This is a genomic window from Geomonas anaerohicana (genome assembly GCF_016458305.1).
In the GTDB taxonomy this organism is placed as follows: Bacteria; Desulfobacterota; Desulfuromonadia; order Geobacterales; family Geobacteraceae; genus Geomonas; species Geomonas anaerohicana.
The window spans coordinates 491,111-509,172 of sequence record NZ_JAEMHL010000002.1; the positions used below are offsets into that span (position 1 = coordinate 491,111).

The 18,062-nt window shown below is 61.6% G+C and carries 16 protein-coding genes; all 16 read left to right on the forward strand.

Annotated features, from left to right (window positions below; genetic code table 11):
* Positions 1-20: 20 nt before the first annotated feature.
* Positions 21-2,012 (forward strand): ferrous iron transport protein B, encoded by a 1,992-nt coding sequence (gene feoB / locus JFN91_RS05485; protein ID WP_199388181.1) that lies wholly within the window; start codon positions 21-23, stop codon positions 2,010-2,012.
* A gap of 101 nt (positions 2,013-2,113) precedes the next feature.
* Positions 2,114-2,296 (forward strand): hypothetical protein, encoded by a 183-nt coding sequence (locus JFN91_RS21985; protein ID WP_236014972.1) that lies wholly within the window; start codon positions 2,114-2,116, stop codon positions 2,294-2,296.
* A gap of 50 nt (positions 2,297-2,346) precedes the next feature.
* Positions 2,347-2,991: a metal-dependent transcriptional regulator gene (locus JFN91_RS05490; protein WP_199388182.1), complete on the forward strand. Its 645-nt coding sequence runs from the start codon at positions 2,347-2,349 to the stop codon at positions 2,989-2,991.
* Between the two features lie 565 nt (positions 2,992-3,556).
* Positions 3,557-5,353: a methyl-accepting chemotaxis protein gene (locus JFN91_RS05495; protein ID WP_199388183.1), complete on the forward strand. Its 1,797-nt coding sequence runs from the start codon at positions 3,557-3,559 to the stop codon at positions 5,351-5,353.
* A gap of 18 nt (positions 5,354-5,371) precedes the next feature.
* Positions 5,372-5,731, forward strand: a complete 360-nt coding sequence (locus tag JFN91_RS05500; protein WP_199388184.1) for an STAS domain-containing protein — start codon at positions 5,372-5,374, stop codon at positions 5,729-5,731.
* Positions 5,731-6,096: a response regulator gene (locus JFN91_RS05505; protein WP_183346687.1), complete on the forward strand. Its 366-nt coding sequence runs from the start codon at positions 5,731-5,733 to the stop codon at positions 6,094-6,096. Before JFN91_RS05500 ends, JFN91_RS05505 begins: the two co-directional genes overlap by 1 nt.
* On the forward strand, positions 6,093-8,183 hold the full coding sequence (locus JFN91_RS05510) for a chemotaxis protein CheA (protein WP_199388185.1): 2,091 nt from the start codon (positions 6,093-6,095) through the stop codon (positions 8,181-8,183). The genes JFN91_RS05505 and JFN91_RS05510 overlap by 4 nt, the downstream gene beginning before the upstream one ends.
* A 46-nt stretch (positions 8,184-8,229) precedes the next feature.
* A complete protein-coding gene (locus tag JFN91_RS05515) occupies positions 8,230-9,084 on the forward strand; it encodes a CheR family methyltransferase (RefSeq protein WP_407932147.1) in 855 nt (284 codons plus the stop codon).
* Positions 9,081-9,578 (forward strand): chemotaxis protein CheD, encoded by a 498-nt coding sequence (locus tag JFN91_RS05520; RefSeq protein ID WP_199388187.1) that lies wholly within the window; start codon positions 9,081-9,083, stop codon positions 9,576-9,578. Before JFN91_RS05515 ends, JFN91_RS05520 begins: the two co-directional genes overlap by 4 nt.
* Entirely contained in the window at positions 9,579-10,646 is a 1,068-nt protein-coding gene (locus tag JFN91_RS05525; protein WP_199388188.1) for a protein-glutamate methylesterase/protein-glutamine glutaminase, read from the forward strand.
* A 171-nt stretch (positions 10,647-10,817) separates the two neighbouring features.
* Entirely contained in the window at positions 10,818-12,053 is a 1,236-nt protein-coding gene (locus tag JFN91_RS05530) for an EAL and HDOD domain-containing protein (protein ID WP_199388189.1), read from the forward strand.
* A 197-nt stretch (positions 12,054-12,250) separates the two neighbouring features.
* Entirely contained in the window at positions 12,251-13,006 is a 756-nt protein-coding gene (gene kdsB, locus JFN91_RS05535; RefSeq protein ID WP_199388190.1) for a 3-deoxy-manno-octulosonate cytidylyltransferase, read from the forward strand.
* A 160-nt stretch (positions 13,007-13,166) separates the two neighbouring features.
* A complete protein-coding gene (locus JFN91_RS05540) occupies positions 13,167-14,768 on the forward strand; it encodes a CTP synthase (protein WP_199388191.1) in 1,602 nt (533 codons plus the stop codon).
* Between the two features lie 235 nt (positions 14,769-15,003).
* Entirely contained in the window at positions 15,004-15,828 is an 825-nt protein-coding gene (kdsA, locus tag JFN91_RS05545) for a 3-deoxy-8-phosphooctulonate synthase (protein WP_199388192.1), read from the forward strand.
* A gap of 187 nt (positions 15,829-16,015) precedes the next feature.
* Positions 16,016-16,981 carry a KpsF/GutQ family sugar-phosphate isomerase gene (locus JFN91_RS05550; RefSeq protein WP_199388193.1) on the forward strand — a complete coding sequence of 322 codons (966 nt, stop codon included), beginning with the start codon at positions 16,016-16,018 and terminating at the stop codon, positions 16,979-16,981.
* Between the two features lie 240 nt (positions 16,982-17,221).
* Positions 17,222-17,737 carry a KdsC family phosphatase gene (locus tag JFN91_RS05555; protein WP_199388194.1) on the forward strand — a complete coding sequence of 172 codons (516 nt, stop codon included), beginning with the start codon at positions 17,222-17,224 and terminating at the stop codon, positions 17,735-17,737.
* The last annotated feature ends 325 nt before the right edge of the window (positions 17,738-18,062 follow it).

Genomic DNA, 18,062 nt, shown 5'->3' on the forward strand with positions numbered 1-18,062 from the left:
AAAAAGGGGTAGGTAGAGTCATGTCATTTTTTGGTAAGAAGGGTTCCTGTCACGAAACTCCAACCGTCAGCAGTACCGGCGCCAAGAAAGTGGCCCTGGTAGGGAATCCCAACGTCGGGAAAAGCGTGCTCTTCAACGCGCTGACCGGCGCTTACGTCACCGTCTCTAACTATCCCGGCACCTCCGTGGAGGTCTCCCGCGGCACCACTACCATCAACGGCGAGGAGTTCGAGGTCATCGACACCCCGGGCATGTACTCCATCCTCCCCATCACCGAGGAGGAGCGGGTCGCCCGCGAGATCCTGCTTACCGAGCGGCCGCACCTGGTGCTGCACGTGCTCGACGCGCGCAACCTGGAGCGCATGCTCCCCATGACGCTGCAGCTGATCGAGGCGGAACTGCCGGTGGTGCTGGTGGTGAACATCATGGACGAGGCGGCGCGCATGGGGCTGGAGATCGACATCCCCCTGCTGTCCCAGCGCCTGGGCATCCCCGTCATCGGCGCTGCCACCGCCAAAAAGGTCGGCGTTCCCGAAATCCGCGCCGCCATCGCCGGCTCCAGCGCGAGCACCATCGCCCCCTTCGGATATTCCCGGCTCATGGAAACCGACATCGCCGGGATCGCCGGCTGCCTCAAGGCTGACTACATCCTCTCCAAGAAGTCGCTGGCGCTGCTCCTGTTGCAGGGCGACACCGAGGTCGCCGATCTGGTGCGCGACAGCGAGGGGGAGGGATTTGCCCAGGTCGAGGCCACGGTGAGGGAGAAGCGCTTCGAGCGCAGGGAGTCCTTCCACCTCGATCTCTCCATGGAGCGCAAGGCGATCGTCAAGAAGGTGCTGGACGGTGCTTTCCGGACACCGCAGAAGCGGGTGGTGACGCTTGCCGAGCGCATTTCCCGCCTGACCGTGCGTCCGAGCACCGGGGTGCCGCTGCTCCTCGTCGTGCTCTACTTCGGCCTGTACCAGTTCGTGGGTGTCTTCGGCGCCGGGACCCTGGTTGACTTCCTGGAAGGGAAGGGGTTCGAGGAGTTCTTCAACCCCTGGATCACTGCTGTCGTCAAGGGTAACGTCCCCTGGCCCGTCATCCAGGAACTTTTCGTCGGCGAGTACGGCATCATCACCCTGGGCTTCCGCTACGCCGTCGGCATCATCCTCCCCATCGTGGCCACCTTCTTCCTCTTCTTCTCGGTTCTGGAGGACAGCGGCTATTTCCCGCGCCTGGCGCTCCTGGTGGACCGGGTTTTCAAGACCATGGGACTCACCGGCCGCGCCGTCATCCCGATGGTGCTCGGCTTCGGCTGCGACACCATGGCCACCATGGTGACCCGGACCCTGGAGACGGTGCGTGAGCGCGTCATCGCGACGGTGCTGCTGGCGCTGGCGATCCCGTGCTCGGCGCAGCTGGGCGTGATCATGTCGCTTCTGTCCAAGACCCCCGGTGCGCTCCTGGTCTGGGGGCTGTGCCTGTTCGGGATCTTCCTGCTGGTCGGTCTGCTCGCTTCCAAGGTGCTCCCGGGCGACACCCCGATGTTCTACATGGAGATCCCGCCCATGCGGCTGCCGCAGTTCTCCAACGTCCTGACCAAGACCTACACCCGCATGCAGTGGTACTTCATGGAGATCCTGCCGCTGTTCATCCTGGCCTCGGTGCTGTTGTGGCTGGGCAAGGTCACCCATTTCTTCGAGAAGATGATCGAGGCGATGACCCCGGTGATGGCTTCGCTGGGGCTTCCCAAGGAGAGTGCCGTTGCCTTCATCTTCGGTTTCTTCCGTCGCGACTACGGTGCCGCCGGCCTGTACGACCTGCAGAGCAAGGGGCTGATGGACGCGCGCCAGTTGACCGTCGCCGCTGTTACCCTGACCCTGTTCATCCCGTGCGTGGCGCAGTTCCTGATCATGAAGAAGGAGCGGGGCTGGAAGGTCGCCATCGGTATCGGCCTGTTCGTCTCCACCTTTGCCTTCGGCACCGGCTGGCTGTTGAACCGCTTCCTGCTCCTGACCCACCTGGTCTAGCTTCCAACAGAAGGAGTGGGGCGCCCGCACAAGTGTGCGAGCGGCAGGAAGCTTAACGTAGAACGTCGAACATAGAACGTTGAACAGGTTTTGAGGTTCCCATGAGGTGCGGATTTTGCGGACATGAGTTCGCGGAGAGCGAAGGAAACGTGGGGTGCAAAAATTGCCCGATGTCATCCGGCTGCAAGATGGTAAAATGTCCCCGCTGCAATTATGAGAATCCGCCCGAGCCGGCTCTCGTTAAGGGACTCAAGAAGATATTCAGTAAGAAGGACCGGGAATAGCGCCCGTGGGCCGCAATTAGATGACCCCGAGTGAGGGTAAAGGAGAAGTCATGAAGCTTAGCGACAAAGCGGAAGAGATACTGGAGGCGCTCTGGATCGAGTCGGAGGAGAGGGGGACCGGCTACGCCGAACTGGACCGGATGGAGATCGATGCCTGCGACCCCGCCTATCACGAACTCTCCGCGCAGGCCCTGGTCGAGATCAGGGACGGGCGCATCTACTTCCGCCCGGAGGGGCGCGAGGAAGGGCGCATGACCATCAGGCGGCACCGCCTGGCCGAAAGGCTGATGATGGACGTGTTGAACATCAGGGGCGAAAGCGGTGACGTCAAGGCCTGCCAGTTCGAACACCTCCTGAACGAGGGGGTGGACAGCAAGGTCTGCACCATGCTGAACCACCCGGCCACCTGCCCGCACGGCAAGCCGATCCCGCCGGGTGACTGCTGCGAAGAGGCGCGCAAAAGCGGCGACCTGGGCGTGGTGCCGCTCACCGAGTTGAAGCCCGGCGACGACGGCGACATCGCCTACATCCAGACCGAGGACAGCAAGAAGATGCAGAAGCTGATGGCGATGGGGGTGCTCCCGGGCAACCGGATCTCCTTGTTGCAGGCCTTCCCTTCCTACATCTTCAGGGTCGGCTTCTCCGAATTCGCCATCGATTCCGCCATGGCGCGCGAGATCTTCGTCCGGCGCTAGACCGCCCCAACCGCACATGCAGCAAACAAGGGCGTCCCTTCATCGGGGGCGCCCTTTTTATTTCCTGACTAGCGACGATCTTCCCATCCCCCTCTCCCTCGGGGAGAGGGCTGGGGTGAGGGCGCTGCAATAGGCAATGATCCCGCTTCGTGGCACCTCCCTCACCCGCCCTTCGGGCACCCTCTCCCGGAGGGAGAGGGCATGAATCAGGCTTGGGTAAGGTAGCTGGGCGGAATGGAGCGTTCCGCTAAAGGGACAGGCACCTAAACGGAGCCAGTCCCTTCTGCTGACACCTTGCGTCCTTTGCGTAGCAGCTTTTTGGTGGTCTAAAGTGCCCGACATTACAGGTAATGTGGCGTTTTACCGCGGGGCGGGGCGGGATGACGCTGGGAAGAACACCAATGAGGGCGCACACTTCCCCATTAAATTGCGGAAGTTTTGAATTACATGAGAAAAAGGCTTCAAGATCTCTGCGCGGCTGTCGATAAAATAACTCAACCGGACCGGTCGGGGGAAAGCCCCGTACGGCCGTGGTTGACCACCCTCACAGAGTACAAGGAACGCTATGATAGCTGGCGGCAACGATAGCAGCACCCGGGATTCGGAAGTCAGGGCCCTGGCGCCGGGATGGTCCGGGATCCTGGCCAGGACTGCGGTGGAACTGGCCGTGATTGCAGGGACCACGGAGGATGAGTTCCTGGCGATCGGGGGCAGACTGCAGGATTTCTACCAGCGCGGCCTGGGTATCTCAGGGCTTGCGTCGGACATGGTGGGTGAGGTCGCCGGCGATCACGTCACCGGCGCCATGGACCGCCTCGGGGAGATGCTCGACCACATGGGGCACTACGTGGACCGGGCCCAGAACGAGATCGAAGGGAGCGCGCAGACGCTGCGCGAGATTCTCGGCCTCCTGGAAAAGGTCGGCGATCCCCTCTCCGGGTTCAAGAAGGTGAACAAGGTGCTGCGCATGCTGGGGATCTCGACCAAGATCGAGAGCGCCCGGCTGGGGCAAAGCGCCGCCGGGTTCGACACCCTGGCCAGCGACGTCGGCGAACTGTCGGTACAGGTCAACGACAAGGCCGCCTTCATCATGAAGAGAAAGGACGACCTGGCCCGGGAGATCGAGCAGACCCTGAGCGGGGTCCTGGAGGCTGGCGCGAAACAGCATGACAAGGTCATCGAGGTGCTGGCGCGGACCAAGAAGAGCCTGCAGTCGCTCACCGACATCAACTCGCGCTGTTCCAGTTCGGTGGCACTGGTCTCCGCCGTCTCCGACGAGGTGTACCGCTCCATCGGCGACGTGGTGATGTCCATGCAGGCCCACGACATCGTGCGCCAGCAGATCGAACATGTTCATGAGGCGCTGGACGAGGTGAAGCAGGGGCTGGACGCCGGCAGCTGCGGTGCGGATGCGACGGCCACCATCTGCGAACTGCAGATGGCGCAGTTGCGGCACGCCTCCGACGAACTGGACGGCGCGGTGCGCATCATCATCGAGAGCCTGCGTGAGGTGGCCAGGAAGCAGTCCGGCCTCTCCGCCCAGACCAGCGGCATGTCCGGCATCGCCGACCAGGCCGGGGGAAGCTTCTTCACGGGGATGGAACGGGACATCTCGGTGGTCTCCGACGCGCTTTTGGAGAGCTCAAAGGTGAACCAGGCGCTGTGCCTGGCCATGGGGACCGTGGCGGAGACGGTGGGGGAGATCGCCACCTTCGTAGGAGACATCGAGAAGATCGGCGAAGAGATCAAGCTGATCGCCCTGAACGCTCAGATCAAGTCGGCCTACACCGGTGACGAGGGGGCGGCGCTCGGGGTGCTTGCCGAGGCGATCCAGCGCCTTTCCATCGATGCCATCGATCACACCGGGGCGGTCTCGGGAACGCTGCAAGGGATCATCGGGGTTACCGACCGGCTCAGCCAGGGGGTGAACGTCGAGACCACCGGGCTGGAGGGCGAGGTGCACGGCATGGTGCAGACCCTGTCCGACCTGGTGCAGACCCTGAGGCAGGTGAACGACACGCTGCAGCACTCGCTGCACGAGATGGACGAATCGGTCACCCGCCTCTCCAGCGACATCGAGCAGGTGGTGTCGGGTATCACGGTGCACCGCAAGGTGGCCCAGGTGCTGGAAGAGTCGATCAGGGCCATCTCCGGCGTTGCAACCGAAGCACGCAGGCTGGCTCCGGCCGGCGTGGCGGGGAACCTGGACCAACTGGCCCAGCGCTACACCATGCAGAGCGAACGCAGGATCCACGAGTCGCTGAGCGGGCCCGCCACCGGGGGGAGGACGCCTACCCTGTCCGCGCCCCCGCCACCGGCGGCCGACGAGGACGAACTGGGCGGCAACGTGGAACTTTTCTAGATCGGAGACGAGGACCATATGGACGAGGTGAAGTTGGAACGGGTAAAAGACCCGCAAGGGGCAACGGAGACACTCATGGTTACCGGCAGCGTCACGATCTGCGAGGCGCGGGATTTCCGCGACGCACTCTTGGCGACACTCGAGGAGGTGTCGGAGGTGCGGGTCGATGTCTCCGCTATTTCCGGGATCGATCTGACCGGTTTGCAGCTATTGTGCTCGGCGCACCAGAGTGCGCTGCGCCGGGGCAAGAACCTGCATGTCTATGACGGCGGCAACGCCACCTTCCGGGAAGCGGCGAACGGCGCCGGATTTCAAAGGCACACCGGGTGTCCGCAAGATCGAGCTTGCAGTTGCATCTGGGTAGAAGGAGAGAGCTAATGGCCAAAGTGATAATGACAGCGGATGATTCTGCCAGCGTAAGGCAGATGGTGACCTTCACCCTGAAACAAGGCGGTTACGACGTGGTGGAGGCAGTGGATGGCAAGGACGCGCTGCAAAAGCTTGCCAACACCAAGGTCGACATGCTGATCACCGACCTGAACATGCCCAACCTGGACGGTATCGGGCTGATCAAGGGGGCGAGGGCCTTGGCCAGCTGTAAGTTCATCCCCATCGTCATGCTGACCACCGAGTCCCAGGATTCCAAAAAGCAGGAAGGAAAGGCTGCCGGTGCTACCGGCTGGATCGTGAAGCCTTTCAAGCCTGAACAACTGATGGCCGTTGTGAAGAAGGTGCTGGGATGATCGACCTTCATCGGCAGGCATTCAAGGAAGAGGCATACGAACTCCTGACGGAACTGGAGTCTTCGCTGCTGGAGCTTGAGGAGCGCCCCGATGACCAGGACCTGATCGGCCGGGTCTTCCGCGCCATGCACACCATCAAGGGCTCCGGATCCATGTTCGGGTTCGACGACATCGCGAGCTTCACCCACGAGGTGGAAACCGTCTTCGACATGGTGAGAAACGGCAAGCTCAGCGTCACCAGCCGCCTGGTGAACCTGACCTTGGCCGCCCGGGACCAGATCCGGGCCATGCTCGATGCCGCCGACAGCGGTGCGGACACCGACCTGCAGGCGAGCGCCGCCATCATCGTGGGGCTGCGGGAACTGGCCGGCTTCGGCGGCGGCGACCAGGCTGCGCCCGAGCGCCACGAGGAGGCGGCGCCGCAGAAAAAAGACCCGGTCACCTACCGGATCCGCTTCGTACCCTCCCGGGACATCTTCGTCACCGGCACCAACCCGCTGAACCTGCTGGCCGAGATGAAGGAACTGGGAACCTGCACCGTGGTGGCGCAGACCGACGGCTTTCCGCCGCTGGAGGAGATGGACCCCGAGGGATGCTACGTCTATTGGGACATAATCCTCACCACGGACCAGGGGGAGAACGCGGTGCGCGACGTCTTCATCTTCGTGGAAGACGACTGCGACCTGAAGATCGAAGTGGTGGCCGAGCACAGCCGCTACGACGAACAGCAGGACTACAAGAAGCTGGGCGAGATCCTGCTGGAGCGCGGGGACATTACGCCAGACGAGATGAAGGCCGTGTTGTCCCGGCAAAAGCGTTTCGGCGAGTTGGCCGTCTCCGAGGGGATCCTTCCGGAAGGGAAGGTCAACTCCGCACTGGCGGAACAAAAGCACGTCAAAGAGGTGCGCCAGGAGAAGCAGGTCGCGGACGCATCCTCCAGCATCCGGGTCCCGGCCGAGCGGCTCGACCTCCTGGTGAACCTGGTGGGAGAGATGGTCACGGTGCAGGCGCGCCTGTCGCAGACCGCGGCGCAGCGTGACGACGCGGAACTGATGGCCATAGCCGAAGAGGTGGAGCGCCTGACCGCCGAGCTGCGCGACAGCGCCCTCAACATCCGCATGCTCCCAATCGGCAGCACCTTCAGCAAGTTCAAGCGCCTGGTGCGCGACCTTTCCGCGGAGCTGGGCAAGCAGATCGAGATGACCACGGAAGGGGAAGAGACCGAACTGGACAAGACGGTGATCGAGAAGTTGAACGACCCGCTGGTGCACCTGATCAGGAACAGCATCGATCACGGCATCGAGCTGCCCGAGGCGCGCGAGGCGGCCGGCAAGCCGGCACGCGGCACGGTGCACCTGGCCGCGGTCCACTCCGGCGACAGCGTGCTCATCACCATCGCCGACGACGGGGGCGGGCTGGACAAGGAGGCGATCCGCACCAAGGGGATCGAGCGGGGCATCATCTCCGCCAGCGCCGAACTCTCCGAGAAAGAGCTTTTCAACCTCATCTTCGCACCGGGCTTCTCCACCGCCAAGACCGTCTCCTCCATCTCGGGACGTGGCGTGGGCATGGACGTCGTGAAGCGGGCCATCGAGGCCTTGCGCGGCAGCATCGACATCACCAGCGTGCGCGGCCAGGGGACCCGCATCACGGTGAAGATCCCGCTCACACTGGCCATCATCGAGAGCCTGCTGGTGAAGATCGGCAACGATGCCTTCATGCTGCCGCTGGCACTGGTCGACGAATGCGTGGAACTGACCCGCGAAGACGTGGCGCGCTCCCACGGCAGGAACCTGGCCCACGTGCGCGAGCACCTGGTCCCGTACATTCCGCTCAGGCAGCATTTCCGTATCACCGGTGAGCCGCCGGAGATCGAGCAGATCGTGATCACCCAGGTGAACGGGATACGGGTAGGGTTCGTGGTGGACCATGTCATCGGCGAGCACCAGACGGTGATCAAGTCGCTCGGGCGTGCCTATAAGGACACCGAGGGGATCTCCGGGGCGACCATCCTTGGGGACGGCTCCGTGGCGCTGATCCTCGATGTCCCGCAACTGGTGCAGGCGGCCGAGGTGGAACAGAACTGACGGGTAGGGGGGCGTAGCGCCTATGCAAGCAGCGAGGGCCGTTAACATGGCAGAACCAGGTGTCATCGAGCACAGCGCCAACCTGTCGGCGCGCGACTTCGGCAGATTGAGCCGGTTTATCTACGACACCTGCGGCATCAAGATGCCGGAGGTGAAGAAAACCATGCTGGAGGCGCGCCTGCAGAAGCGGCTGAGAAGCCTCGGCATGCACAGCTTCACTGATTACTGCGACTTTCTCTTCTCCGCGGAGGGGATGGAGAAAGAACTGGTGCAGATGCTGGACATGGTCACCACCAACAAGACCGACTTCTTCCGCGAGCCGGACCATTTCAACTACCTGACCCACACGGTGCTTCCCGAGTGGGTCAAGCGGCATCCCGGTGCCGCGCTTTCCGTCTGGAGCGCGGGATGCTCCTCCGGCGAGGAGCCCTATACCCTGTGCATGGTGCTCTCCGAGTTCGCCCAGCGCAACCCTGGGTTCGATTTCAAGATCCTGGCGACCGACATCTCCACTCGGGTGCTGGATAAAGCGAAGACGGCGATCTACACCGAGAGCCAGGTCGAGCCGGTCGCCCTGGAACTCAAGAAAAAGTACCTGCTGCGCAGCAAGGACCGCTCCAGCGGCGTGGTGCGCATCGTCCCTGAGTTGCGCGAGAAGGTGCGCTTTCGTCGCCTCAACTTCATGGACGAAGACTTCGGCATGCGCGATCATCTGGACATCATTTTCTGCCGCAACGTCATCATCTATTTCGACCGCCCCACCCAGGAAAGGCTCTTGCAGCGCTTCCACCGCTACATGAAGCCGGGCGCCTTCATCTTCATGGGGCACTCGGAGACGTTGAGCGGCCTCGACGTGCCGTTGGTGAGTGTCTACCCGACGGTGTACCGCCGGCCGAGATGATCCCGCAGACGCAGGGACAGGTCGTCTACCTGAAACCGGGCCAGATAATGGTAAGCTCTGAGCCTGTGCTGGTCACCACCCTGCTCGGTTCCTGCGTCGCGGTCACCCTCTTCAACTACCGGCTCCGGATGGGGGCCATCTGCCACGCCCAGCTTCCCGGCACCGGCGACCTCTTCGACGGGTTGCAGGACGGGCCGCACGGCAAGTACGTCGACAGCGCCATCAGGACCATGCTGGAGCGCTTGCTGCAGCGGGGGGCGCTGCGCGGGGAACTGGAGGCCAAGGTCTTCGGCGGTGCCGACATGTTCGATGCCCGCGGCAGGCTGCGCAGCGTGGGGCGGCAGAATTCGGAGATGGCGCTCAGGATCCTGGCGCACGAGTCGGTGCGGGTGGCCAAGCAGGACCTGGGAGGGGAACTCGGCAGGAAGATCATCTTCCACTCCCACACCGGAGAGGTGCTTCTGAAACGGATGAGGAAAACAGGGGGTTGTTAGATGCCCAAGAAGGTAAAGGTACTGATAGTTGACGATTCGGCCGTGGTGCGCCAGACCATGGTGGAGATCCTCTCCTCCGATCCGCAGATCGAGGTGATGTCCACCGCCGGCGACCCTTTCATCGCGGCGGAGCGCATCCGGCAGGAGGTTCCCGACGTGATCACCCTCGACGTCGAGATGCCCAGGATGGACGGCATCACCTTCCTGCACAAGATCATGAGCCAGCATCCCATCCCGGTGGTGATGTGCTCCAGCCTGACGGAGAAGGGGTCGGAGACCGCCCTGAAGGCGCTGGAGTACGGGGCGGTGGAGATCATCCAGAAGCCGCGCCTGGGGACCAAGGCGTTCCTGGAGGAGTCCCGGGTGAGGATCTGCGACGCGGTGAAGGCGGCGAGCCAGGCAAGGCTCAGGCGGGTCTCCGCGGTGCCCCACCAGGTGGCTCCCAAGCTGACCGCCGACGTGATCATGGAAAAACCCAAGAGCCAGGCGATGATGCAGACCACCGAGAAAGTGGTGGTGGTCGGCGCGTCGACCGGGGGGACCGAGGCGCTGCGGACGTTCCTGGAGTCGCTGCCGGCCGACTGCCCGGGCATCGTCATCGTGCAGCACATGCCCGAGGGGTTCACCCGCGCCTTTTCGCAGCGGCTGGACGGGCTGTGCCGGATCACGGTCAAGGAGGCGGAGAACAACGACACCGTGGTGCGCGGCCGGGCGCTGATCGCGCCGGGTAACCACCACCTGCTGTTGAAGCGCAGCGGTGCGCGCTACTACGTCGAGGTCAAGGACGGCCCGCTGGTGTCGCGCCACCGTCCCTCGGTGGACGTCCTGTTCCGTTCCGCCGCACGCTATGCCGGGAAGAATGCGGTAGGGGTGATCATGACCGGCATGGGGGACGACGGCGCGCACGGCATGCTGGAGATGAAGCAGGCCGGCGCCCTCAACATCGCCCAGGACGAGGCAAGCTGCATCGTCTTCGGCATGCCCAACGAGGCGATCAAGCTGGGAGGCGTCGACTACATCCGCCCCCTGGACGCCATCAGCCGCGAGGTGATCAAACTGTGCAATTAACCGCCGAACCGCCGTTCAACGTTCAACGTTCGACGTTGGGCTGTTGTGGAGTGGCCCACGTCTTCCCGTCGTGTGAGTATCGTTGCAGTCACAGTATGGTAGGCCGAAGAAGTGATCCTTCTCGAACGTTGAACGTTGAACCTTGAACGTGTTTCGCTTTTGGGGTTTGTCATGGTTGAAGAAAAGTTCTTTCTGGGGCGCCAGCCCATACTGGACCGGACCCAGCAGATCATGGGGTTCGAGCTCCTGTTCCGCTCGCCGGAGAGCCTGAACGCGGCCAATATTCTGGACGTGCAGATGGCCAGCGCCAGCGTCATCGTCAACGCGCTGACCCAGTTCGGCATCCAGGACGTCCTCGGGCGGCACAAGGGCTTCTTCAACGTGACCCGCGAAGTGCTGATGAGCGACGCGGTGGAACTTCTCCCCAAGGACCGCGTGGTCATCGAACTGCTGGAAAGCATCGTTGCCGACGCGGAGGTCTTCGAGCGTTGCCGCTGCCTGAAGAAACTCGGTTTCAGCCTCGCCCTGGACGACCACGTCTACTCTCCCGCCTTCCACGACATCTATCCGCTGGTCGACATCGTGAAGGTCGACGTGCTGGAAACGCCGGCAGCGTCGCTGCCGGAGATCGTCGAAAAGCTCAGGAAGTGGCGTCTCACCCTGTTGGCCGAAAAGGTCGAGAACGCCGAACACTACAAGTTCTGCGCGCAACTCGGTTTCGACCTGTTCCAGGGATACTATTTCGCCCGCCCGGTGGTGCTCCGGCAGAACAAGATCGACATCGGCAAGATCACCATGATGCAGCTTATGAAGCAGGTGATGGCTGATGCCGAGTGGAGCGAGATCGAGGAGACCTTCAAACAGAACCCGGGGCTCACCTACAACCTGCTGCGCCTGGTCAACTCGGTCGCCATCGGGCTTCGTGTGCGCATCAAGACCCTGCGCCACGCCCTCACCGTGCTCGGGCTGGAGCAGCTCAAGCGCTGGATCACCCTGGCCCTTTACGCCAGCAACGATCAAAACGGCGTGCAAAGCCCGCTTTTGGAGATGGCGGCCACGCGCGGCAAGCTGATGGAACTGCTCATCATCGCCTCCCGGGGGCGGGGGGCTTCCGAACTCGCCGACCAGGGCTTCATGGTTGGCATCCTCTCGCTCATCGACGTGCTGTTTGAAGACCCCATGGCCGAACTGGTCGGCAAGCTGAACCTGGTGGAGAACGTGAAGAGCGCGCTCTTGCACCACGAGGGGGACCTGGGGGAACTCCTCGTGTTGGCCGAACTGCTGGAGCAGGCTGATTTCCCTGCCGTGAGCGAGCAGTTGGATATCTGCGAACTGGAACTGGACCAGCTTCTTTCCGCGCAGCTGGAGACCTTCTCGTGGGCCGACAAGCTGAGTGCATCCCTCTAATTTCACTCCTTGACACGAACCTTTCTTTTGATGTAACTTGTTTCGTCCCGCCAGACAAGGGACGGAGCCCGCAGTTCAGGCTGCGCTCCACCGGCTAAAATCGCAGCAAAAGCCAGCCACTAAAAATCACCAAACCACAACCGCAACCAGGACTCGATGCCGGCGCTGAACCGGTGCGGGTCGTACTGAGACGCCAAATGAAAATAACCGCGGTAATTCCCGCCAGGTATGCTTCTACGCGTTTTGAGGCTAAGGCATTGGCGGACATCATGGGGAAACCCATGGTGCAGCATGTATATGAACGTGCTTCTAAGGCCAGCCTCGTTTCCGAGGTGATCGTGGCGACCGACGACGAGCGGATCGCCGCCGCGGTGCGCGCCTTCGGCGGTCGTGTGGAGATGACCTCGGTGGACCACGAGACCGGGACTGACCGGCTCGCCGAAGTGGCGGCAAGGCTCGATGCCGACATCATCGTCAACGTGCAGGGTGACGAACCGCTCATCGACCCGGCCATGATCGACCAGGCCATCGCGCCGATGCTGGAAGACCCGTCCATCCCGATGGCGACCCTCAAGTGCCGCATCAAGACGCTGCACGACTTCCTTTCGCCCAACGTGGTGAAGGTGGTTTCCGACCCCAGCGGGAACGTGCTCTATTTCTCCCGTTCGCCGCTGCCGTTTTTCCGCGACAAGTGGAACGACCTGAAGGACGACGCCTTCTGCTGCGGCAAGCTCTTGTGCTACAAGCACGTGGGGCTCTACGTCTACCGCCGCGAGTTCCTCCCCGTTTTCGCCGCGCTGCCGCCGAGCTACCTGGAGATGGCGGAAAAGCTCGAGCAGTTGCGGGTGCTGGAGAACGGTTACCGCATCAAGATCGTCGAGACCGAGTGCGAGTCGATAGGGGTGGACACCCCGGCCGACCTGGAGAAGGTGCTGGCAAAATTAAAAGGCTAAACCGTTCAACGTTCAACGTTCAACGTTTTTGGCTGTCGCTGTTTTCTGTATCAGGTTCTTCGCTGAAGGATCGCGTCACGGTGCTGCTGGAGTTTTACCAGCAGTCTCTCGAACGTTGAACCTTGAACGTTGAACGGTTTCTATTTCGGAGGTTTTTTCAGTGAAGACAAAATTCATCTTTGTTACCGGCGGCGTTGTCTCCTCCATAGGTAAGGGACTCGCCGCCGCTTCTTTGGGCGCTCTGCTGGAGGCACGGGGGCTTCGGGTCACCATCCAGAAACTGGATCCGTACATCAACGTCGATCCGGGCACCATGTCCCCGTTCCAGCACGGCGAGGTGTTCGTCACCGACGACGGCGCCGAGACCGACCTGGATCTTGGCCACTACGAGCGCTACACCTCCAGCAAGCTCTCCAAGAAGAGCAACTTCACCACGGGGCAGGTCTACTTCTCGGTCATCGAGAAGGAGCGCCGCGGCGACTACCTGGGCGGCACCGTGCAGGTCATCCCGCACATCACCGACCAGATCAAGGCCAACATCCTCGAGAACGCCAAGGGTAGCGACATCGCCATCGTCGAGATCGGCGGCACCGTGGGCGACATCGAGTCGCTGCCGTTCCTCGAGGCGATCCGCCAGCTGAAAAGCGACCGCGGCGCGGGGAACGTGCTCTACCTGCACGTCACCCTGGTCCCCTACATCAGGACCGCAGGCGAGCTGAAGACCAAGCCGACCCAGCACTCGGTCAAGGAGCTGCGCGAGATCGGTATCCAGCCCGACATCCTCTTGTGCCGCTGCGAGCAGGAACTCCCCCAGGACATGAAGGCGAAGATCGCACTCTTCTGCAACGTGGAGGAGAAGGCGGTCATCACCTCCCGCGACGCCGAGCACATCTACGCGGTGCCGCTGGCGCTGAACCTGGAAGGGCTCGACGACCAGGTGGTCGAAAAGCTCAACATCTGGACCAAGGCGCCGGACCTCTCCCACTGGCAGCAGGTGGTCTCCAAGCTGACCAACCCGGGCTGCGGCGAGGTCCGTATCGCGGTGGTCGGCAAGTACGTCGACCTCAAGGAATCCTACAAGTCGCTCTCCGAGGCGCTCACCCACGGCGGCATCGCCAACGACTGCCGCGTCACCCTCGTCTACCTCGACTCCGAGAAGATCGAGGAGGAAGGCGCTGACAAGTACCTCGCCGACGTGGACGGCATCCTGGTTCCGGGCGGCTTCGGCGAGCGCGGCACCGAGGGCAAGATCAAGGCCATCGAGTATGCCCGCGTCAACAAGGTTCCCTTCTTCGGCATCTGCCTCGGCATGCAGATGGCTGCCGTCGAGTTCGCGCGCAACGTGTGCCGGCTCCCGGAGGCCTTCTCCAGCGAGTTCAAACCCGCCTGCACCAGCCCGGTGATCCACCTGATGGAGGAGCAGAAGGGTGTCGACAAGAAGGGGGGCACCATGCGTCTGGGCGCGTACCCCTGCTCGCTGACCAAGGGGACCTTCGCGCAGAAAGCCTACGGTGCCACCGAGATCTCCGAGCGCCACCGTCACCGCTACGAGTTCAACAACGCCTTCCGCGCCGCACTCGAGGAGAAAGGGCTGATCATCTCCGGCATCTACAAGGAAGGAAACCTGGTGGAAATCGTCGAGCTCGCCGACCACCCGTGGTTCCTGGGTTGCCAGTTCCATCCGGAGTTCAAGTCCAAGCCGCTCAACCCGCACCCGCTCTTCAAGGCGTTTATCGGCGCCACCAAGGCGAGGAAAGGCTAAGCAAACTGTCTCACGCAAAGACGCAAAGCCGCAGAACAAATCACTGAACAGGGATAAAAGGGATAACAGGGATAAAAGCGAAATACAGATTATTGTTTGACCCAAAATCTTTTTTCGTTTTATCCTGTTTTATCCGCTTCATCCCTGTTAAACGGTTTGCTTTGCTTCACTTTGCGTCTTTGCCGCTTTGGTGAGCGAAGTTAAAGAGCGTGAGACGATAAAAAAGGAGTAGATCATGGTCCATGAGGTCTCTGTAGGTAACATAAAGATTGGCGGGAACAGGCCGCTCGTGCTGGTCGCGGGGCCGTGCGTGATAGAGAACGAAACGGCGACGCTGCGTCACGCGGAGCGCCTGATGAGCATCTGCAACGGCGTCGGCATCCCGCTCATCTTCAAAGCCTCCTACGACAAGGCGAACCGCACCTCGGTCACCGCTTTCCGCGGTCCGGGCATGGAAGAGGGGCTCAGGATCCTGGCCAAGGTCAAGGAAGCGCTGGGCGTGCCCGTGCTCTCCGACATCCATTCCATCGAGCAGGTGGAACCGGCCGCAGACGTGCTCGACGTGCTGCAGATTCCGGCGTTCCTGTGCCGCCAGACCGACCTCCTGGTCGCCGCCGCGAAGACCGGCAAGGTCATCAACGTGAAGAAGGGACAGTTCCTGGCGCCGTGGGACATGAAGAACGTGGTCGGCAAGATCCGCTCCTGCGAGAACGAGAACATCATCCTCACCGAGCGCGGCGCCTCCTTCGGCTACAACAACCTCGTCGTGGACATGCGCAGCTTCCCCATCATGCGCTCCACCGGCTATCCGGTCATCTTCGACGCCACCCACAGCGTCCAGCTCCCGGGAGGGGAGGGGACCTCGTCGGGCGGCCAGCGCGAGTACGTGGAATTCCTCTCCCGCGCGGCAGTCGCAGCCGGCATCGACGGCATCTTCATGGAGGTGCATGAGGACCCGGAGCGCGCCCTGTGCGACGGCCCGAACTCCGTGCGTCTGGACGACCTGCCGGCACTTTTGAACAAGCTGAAGGCCATCGATGCCATCGTGAAACAGGCATAAAACCGATTCGAACAGGGATAAAGGGGATAAAAGGGATAACGGCGGAAAAGCGATCTTAACGCAAAGCCGCAAGGACGCAAAGAGTAGGATCAAAACGCCGGGCTTTTGGTTTAAACCAGAATCTTTTGTTTTGGTTTTATCCATTTTATCCCTTTTATCCCTGTTTAATAGGTTTAAGGAGTTGATCTTGATTTTAGAAGAAGCAAAGCGGGTAATTAGAGTCGAGGCCGAGGCGCTTTTGCACCTGGAAGCCTCCATAGACGTGGCTTTCGAGAAGGCCGTCGAGATGATACTCAACACCACCGGGCGCGTCGTCGTCACCGGCATGGGCAAGTCGGGCCTCATCGGCCAGAAGATCGCCTCCACCATGGCCTCCACCGGCACCCCGGCCTTTTTCCTGCACCCGGCGGAAGGGATCCACGGCGACCTGGGCATGATCATGAAAGGGGACGTCGTCATCGCCATCTCCAACTCCGGCGAAACTGACGAGGTGGTGCGCATCCTTCCGATCATCAAGCGTCTGGGCGCGTCCCTGATCGCCATGGCCGGCAACCCCAACTCCACGCTGGCCAAAAGCGGCGACATCTTCCTCGACATCTCCGTGAAGGAGGAGGCCTGCCCGCTGGGGCTCGCCCCGACCGCGTCCACCACCGTGACGCTGGCCATGGGCGATGCCATTGCCGTGGCGCTCCTGGTGAGTCGCGGCTTCAAGGCCGAGGACTTCGCCATGTTCCACCCCGGTGGCGCACTGGGGCGGAGGCTCTTGCTGAAGGTCGAGGACATCATGCACTCCGGCGAGGAGTTGCCGCTGGTCACCTCCGGGACCCTGATGCGCGAGGCGCTCTTCACCATCACCTCGAAGGGGCTGGGCATTACCGGCGTCACCTCCGAGGACGGCGCCCTCGTGGGAGTCATCACCGACGGCGACCTGCGCCGGGCGCTGGGGCAGGGACTCGACATCATCAATTTGCCGGCATCGGCGCTGATGAAGAAGGGGGGCAAGCGCATTCGCCGCGACGAACTGGCGGCGCGCGCCCTGCAGCAGATGGAGCAGTACTCCATCACCTCGCTTTTCGTTTTCTCCGACGACGACGCCATCGCCCCGGTCGGCATCGTGCATCTGCACGACCTGCTGAAGGCCGGCATCGCTTAGACAAAACAATCAACAGGGGTAAAAGGGATACAGGGGATACAGGCAAAAATCCTTTTATTTAACGCAAAGCCGCAAAGGCGCAGAGAAAACATAAAAACAAACCGGTAGGCATGGGATTACTTCAGTCTTCATGTTCCTGTATTTGGACGATGCCTGAATTTCTTTGCGTCATTGCGTTCAAAAAGGCTTTGATTTATCCCTTTGATCCCTTTGATCCCTGTTTGAATGTGTGAGGTTTTCATGGAAGAAAGACTGAAAAAGATCAAGCTCTTGATACTCGACGTGGACGGCGTCCTCACCGACGGGCGCATCATCTTTGATTCCAACGGCGTGGAAAGCAAGTTCTTCAACGTGAAGGACGGCCACGGCATCAAGATGCTGCAGCGCTCCGGCATCGAGGTCGGCATCATCTCCGGCCGGGAATCCCAGGTGGTCTACAACCGGGCCGTGGAGCTTGGTATCGGGCAGGTCTACCAGAAGTCCCTGGACAAGCTGGTGCCGTACCGCCAGATGCTGGAGGCCACCGGTCTTTCCGACGAGCAGGTCGCCTTCATGGGCGACGACGTCATCGACATACCGCTTCTGAAGCGGGTCGGATTCGCCGCGGCACCCGCCGATGCCGTCCAGGAGGTGTTTCCTTTCGCCCACTTCGTTGCCAGAAACCGCGGCGGCTGGGGGGCGGTGCGCGAACTCTGCGACCTGATCCTCAAGGCACAGGGAACCTGGGAGAGCGTGACCTCCAGGTATTACGTCTGAACCACAGATCCTACCGCCCAAGCAACAGATACTTTTGCAATTCGTGCAGATGTAATGTAACTCTGGGTAGATTGTCGAAGCGTCCTCCGACGGACTAGTTGCTCTTTTCCACCAGCCCATGAAGTTACAACCCCGGGCTAGAACATTCTTCATCCTCCTGCTTCAAACGAAGGGATGTCAACATTTGGACATCCCTTCGCTTTTTTGACGCGCTCTCCTCACTCCCCTTGCCTATGACCCTTCCCGATCTTTTTAGACTGGTCCTTTGTTAGTTTTTTCTGATACACTGTCCCCCCGCCAACTGAGCCTGCACCAATGAAAAATA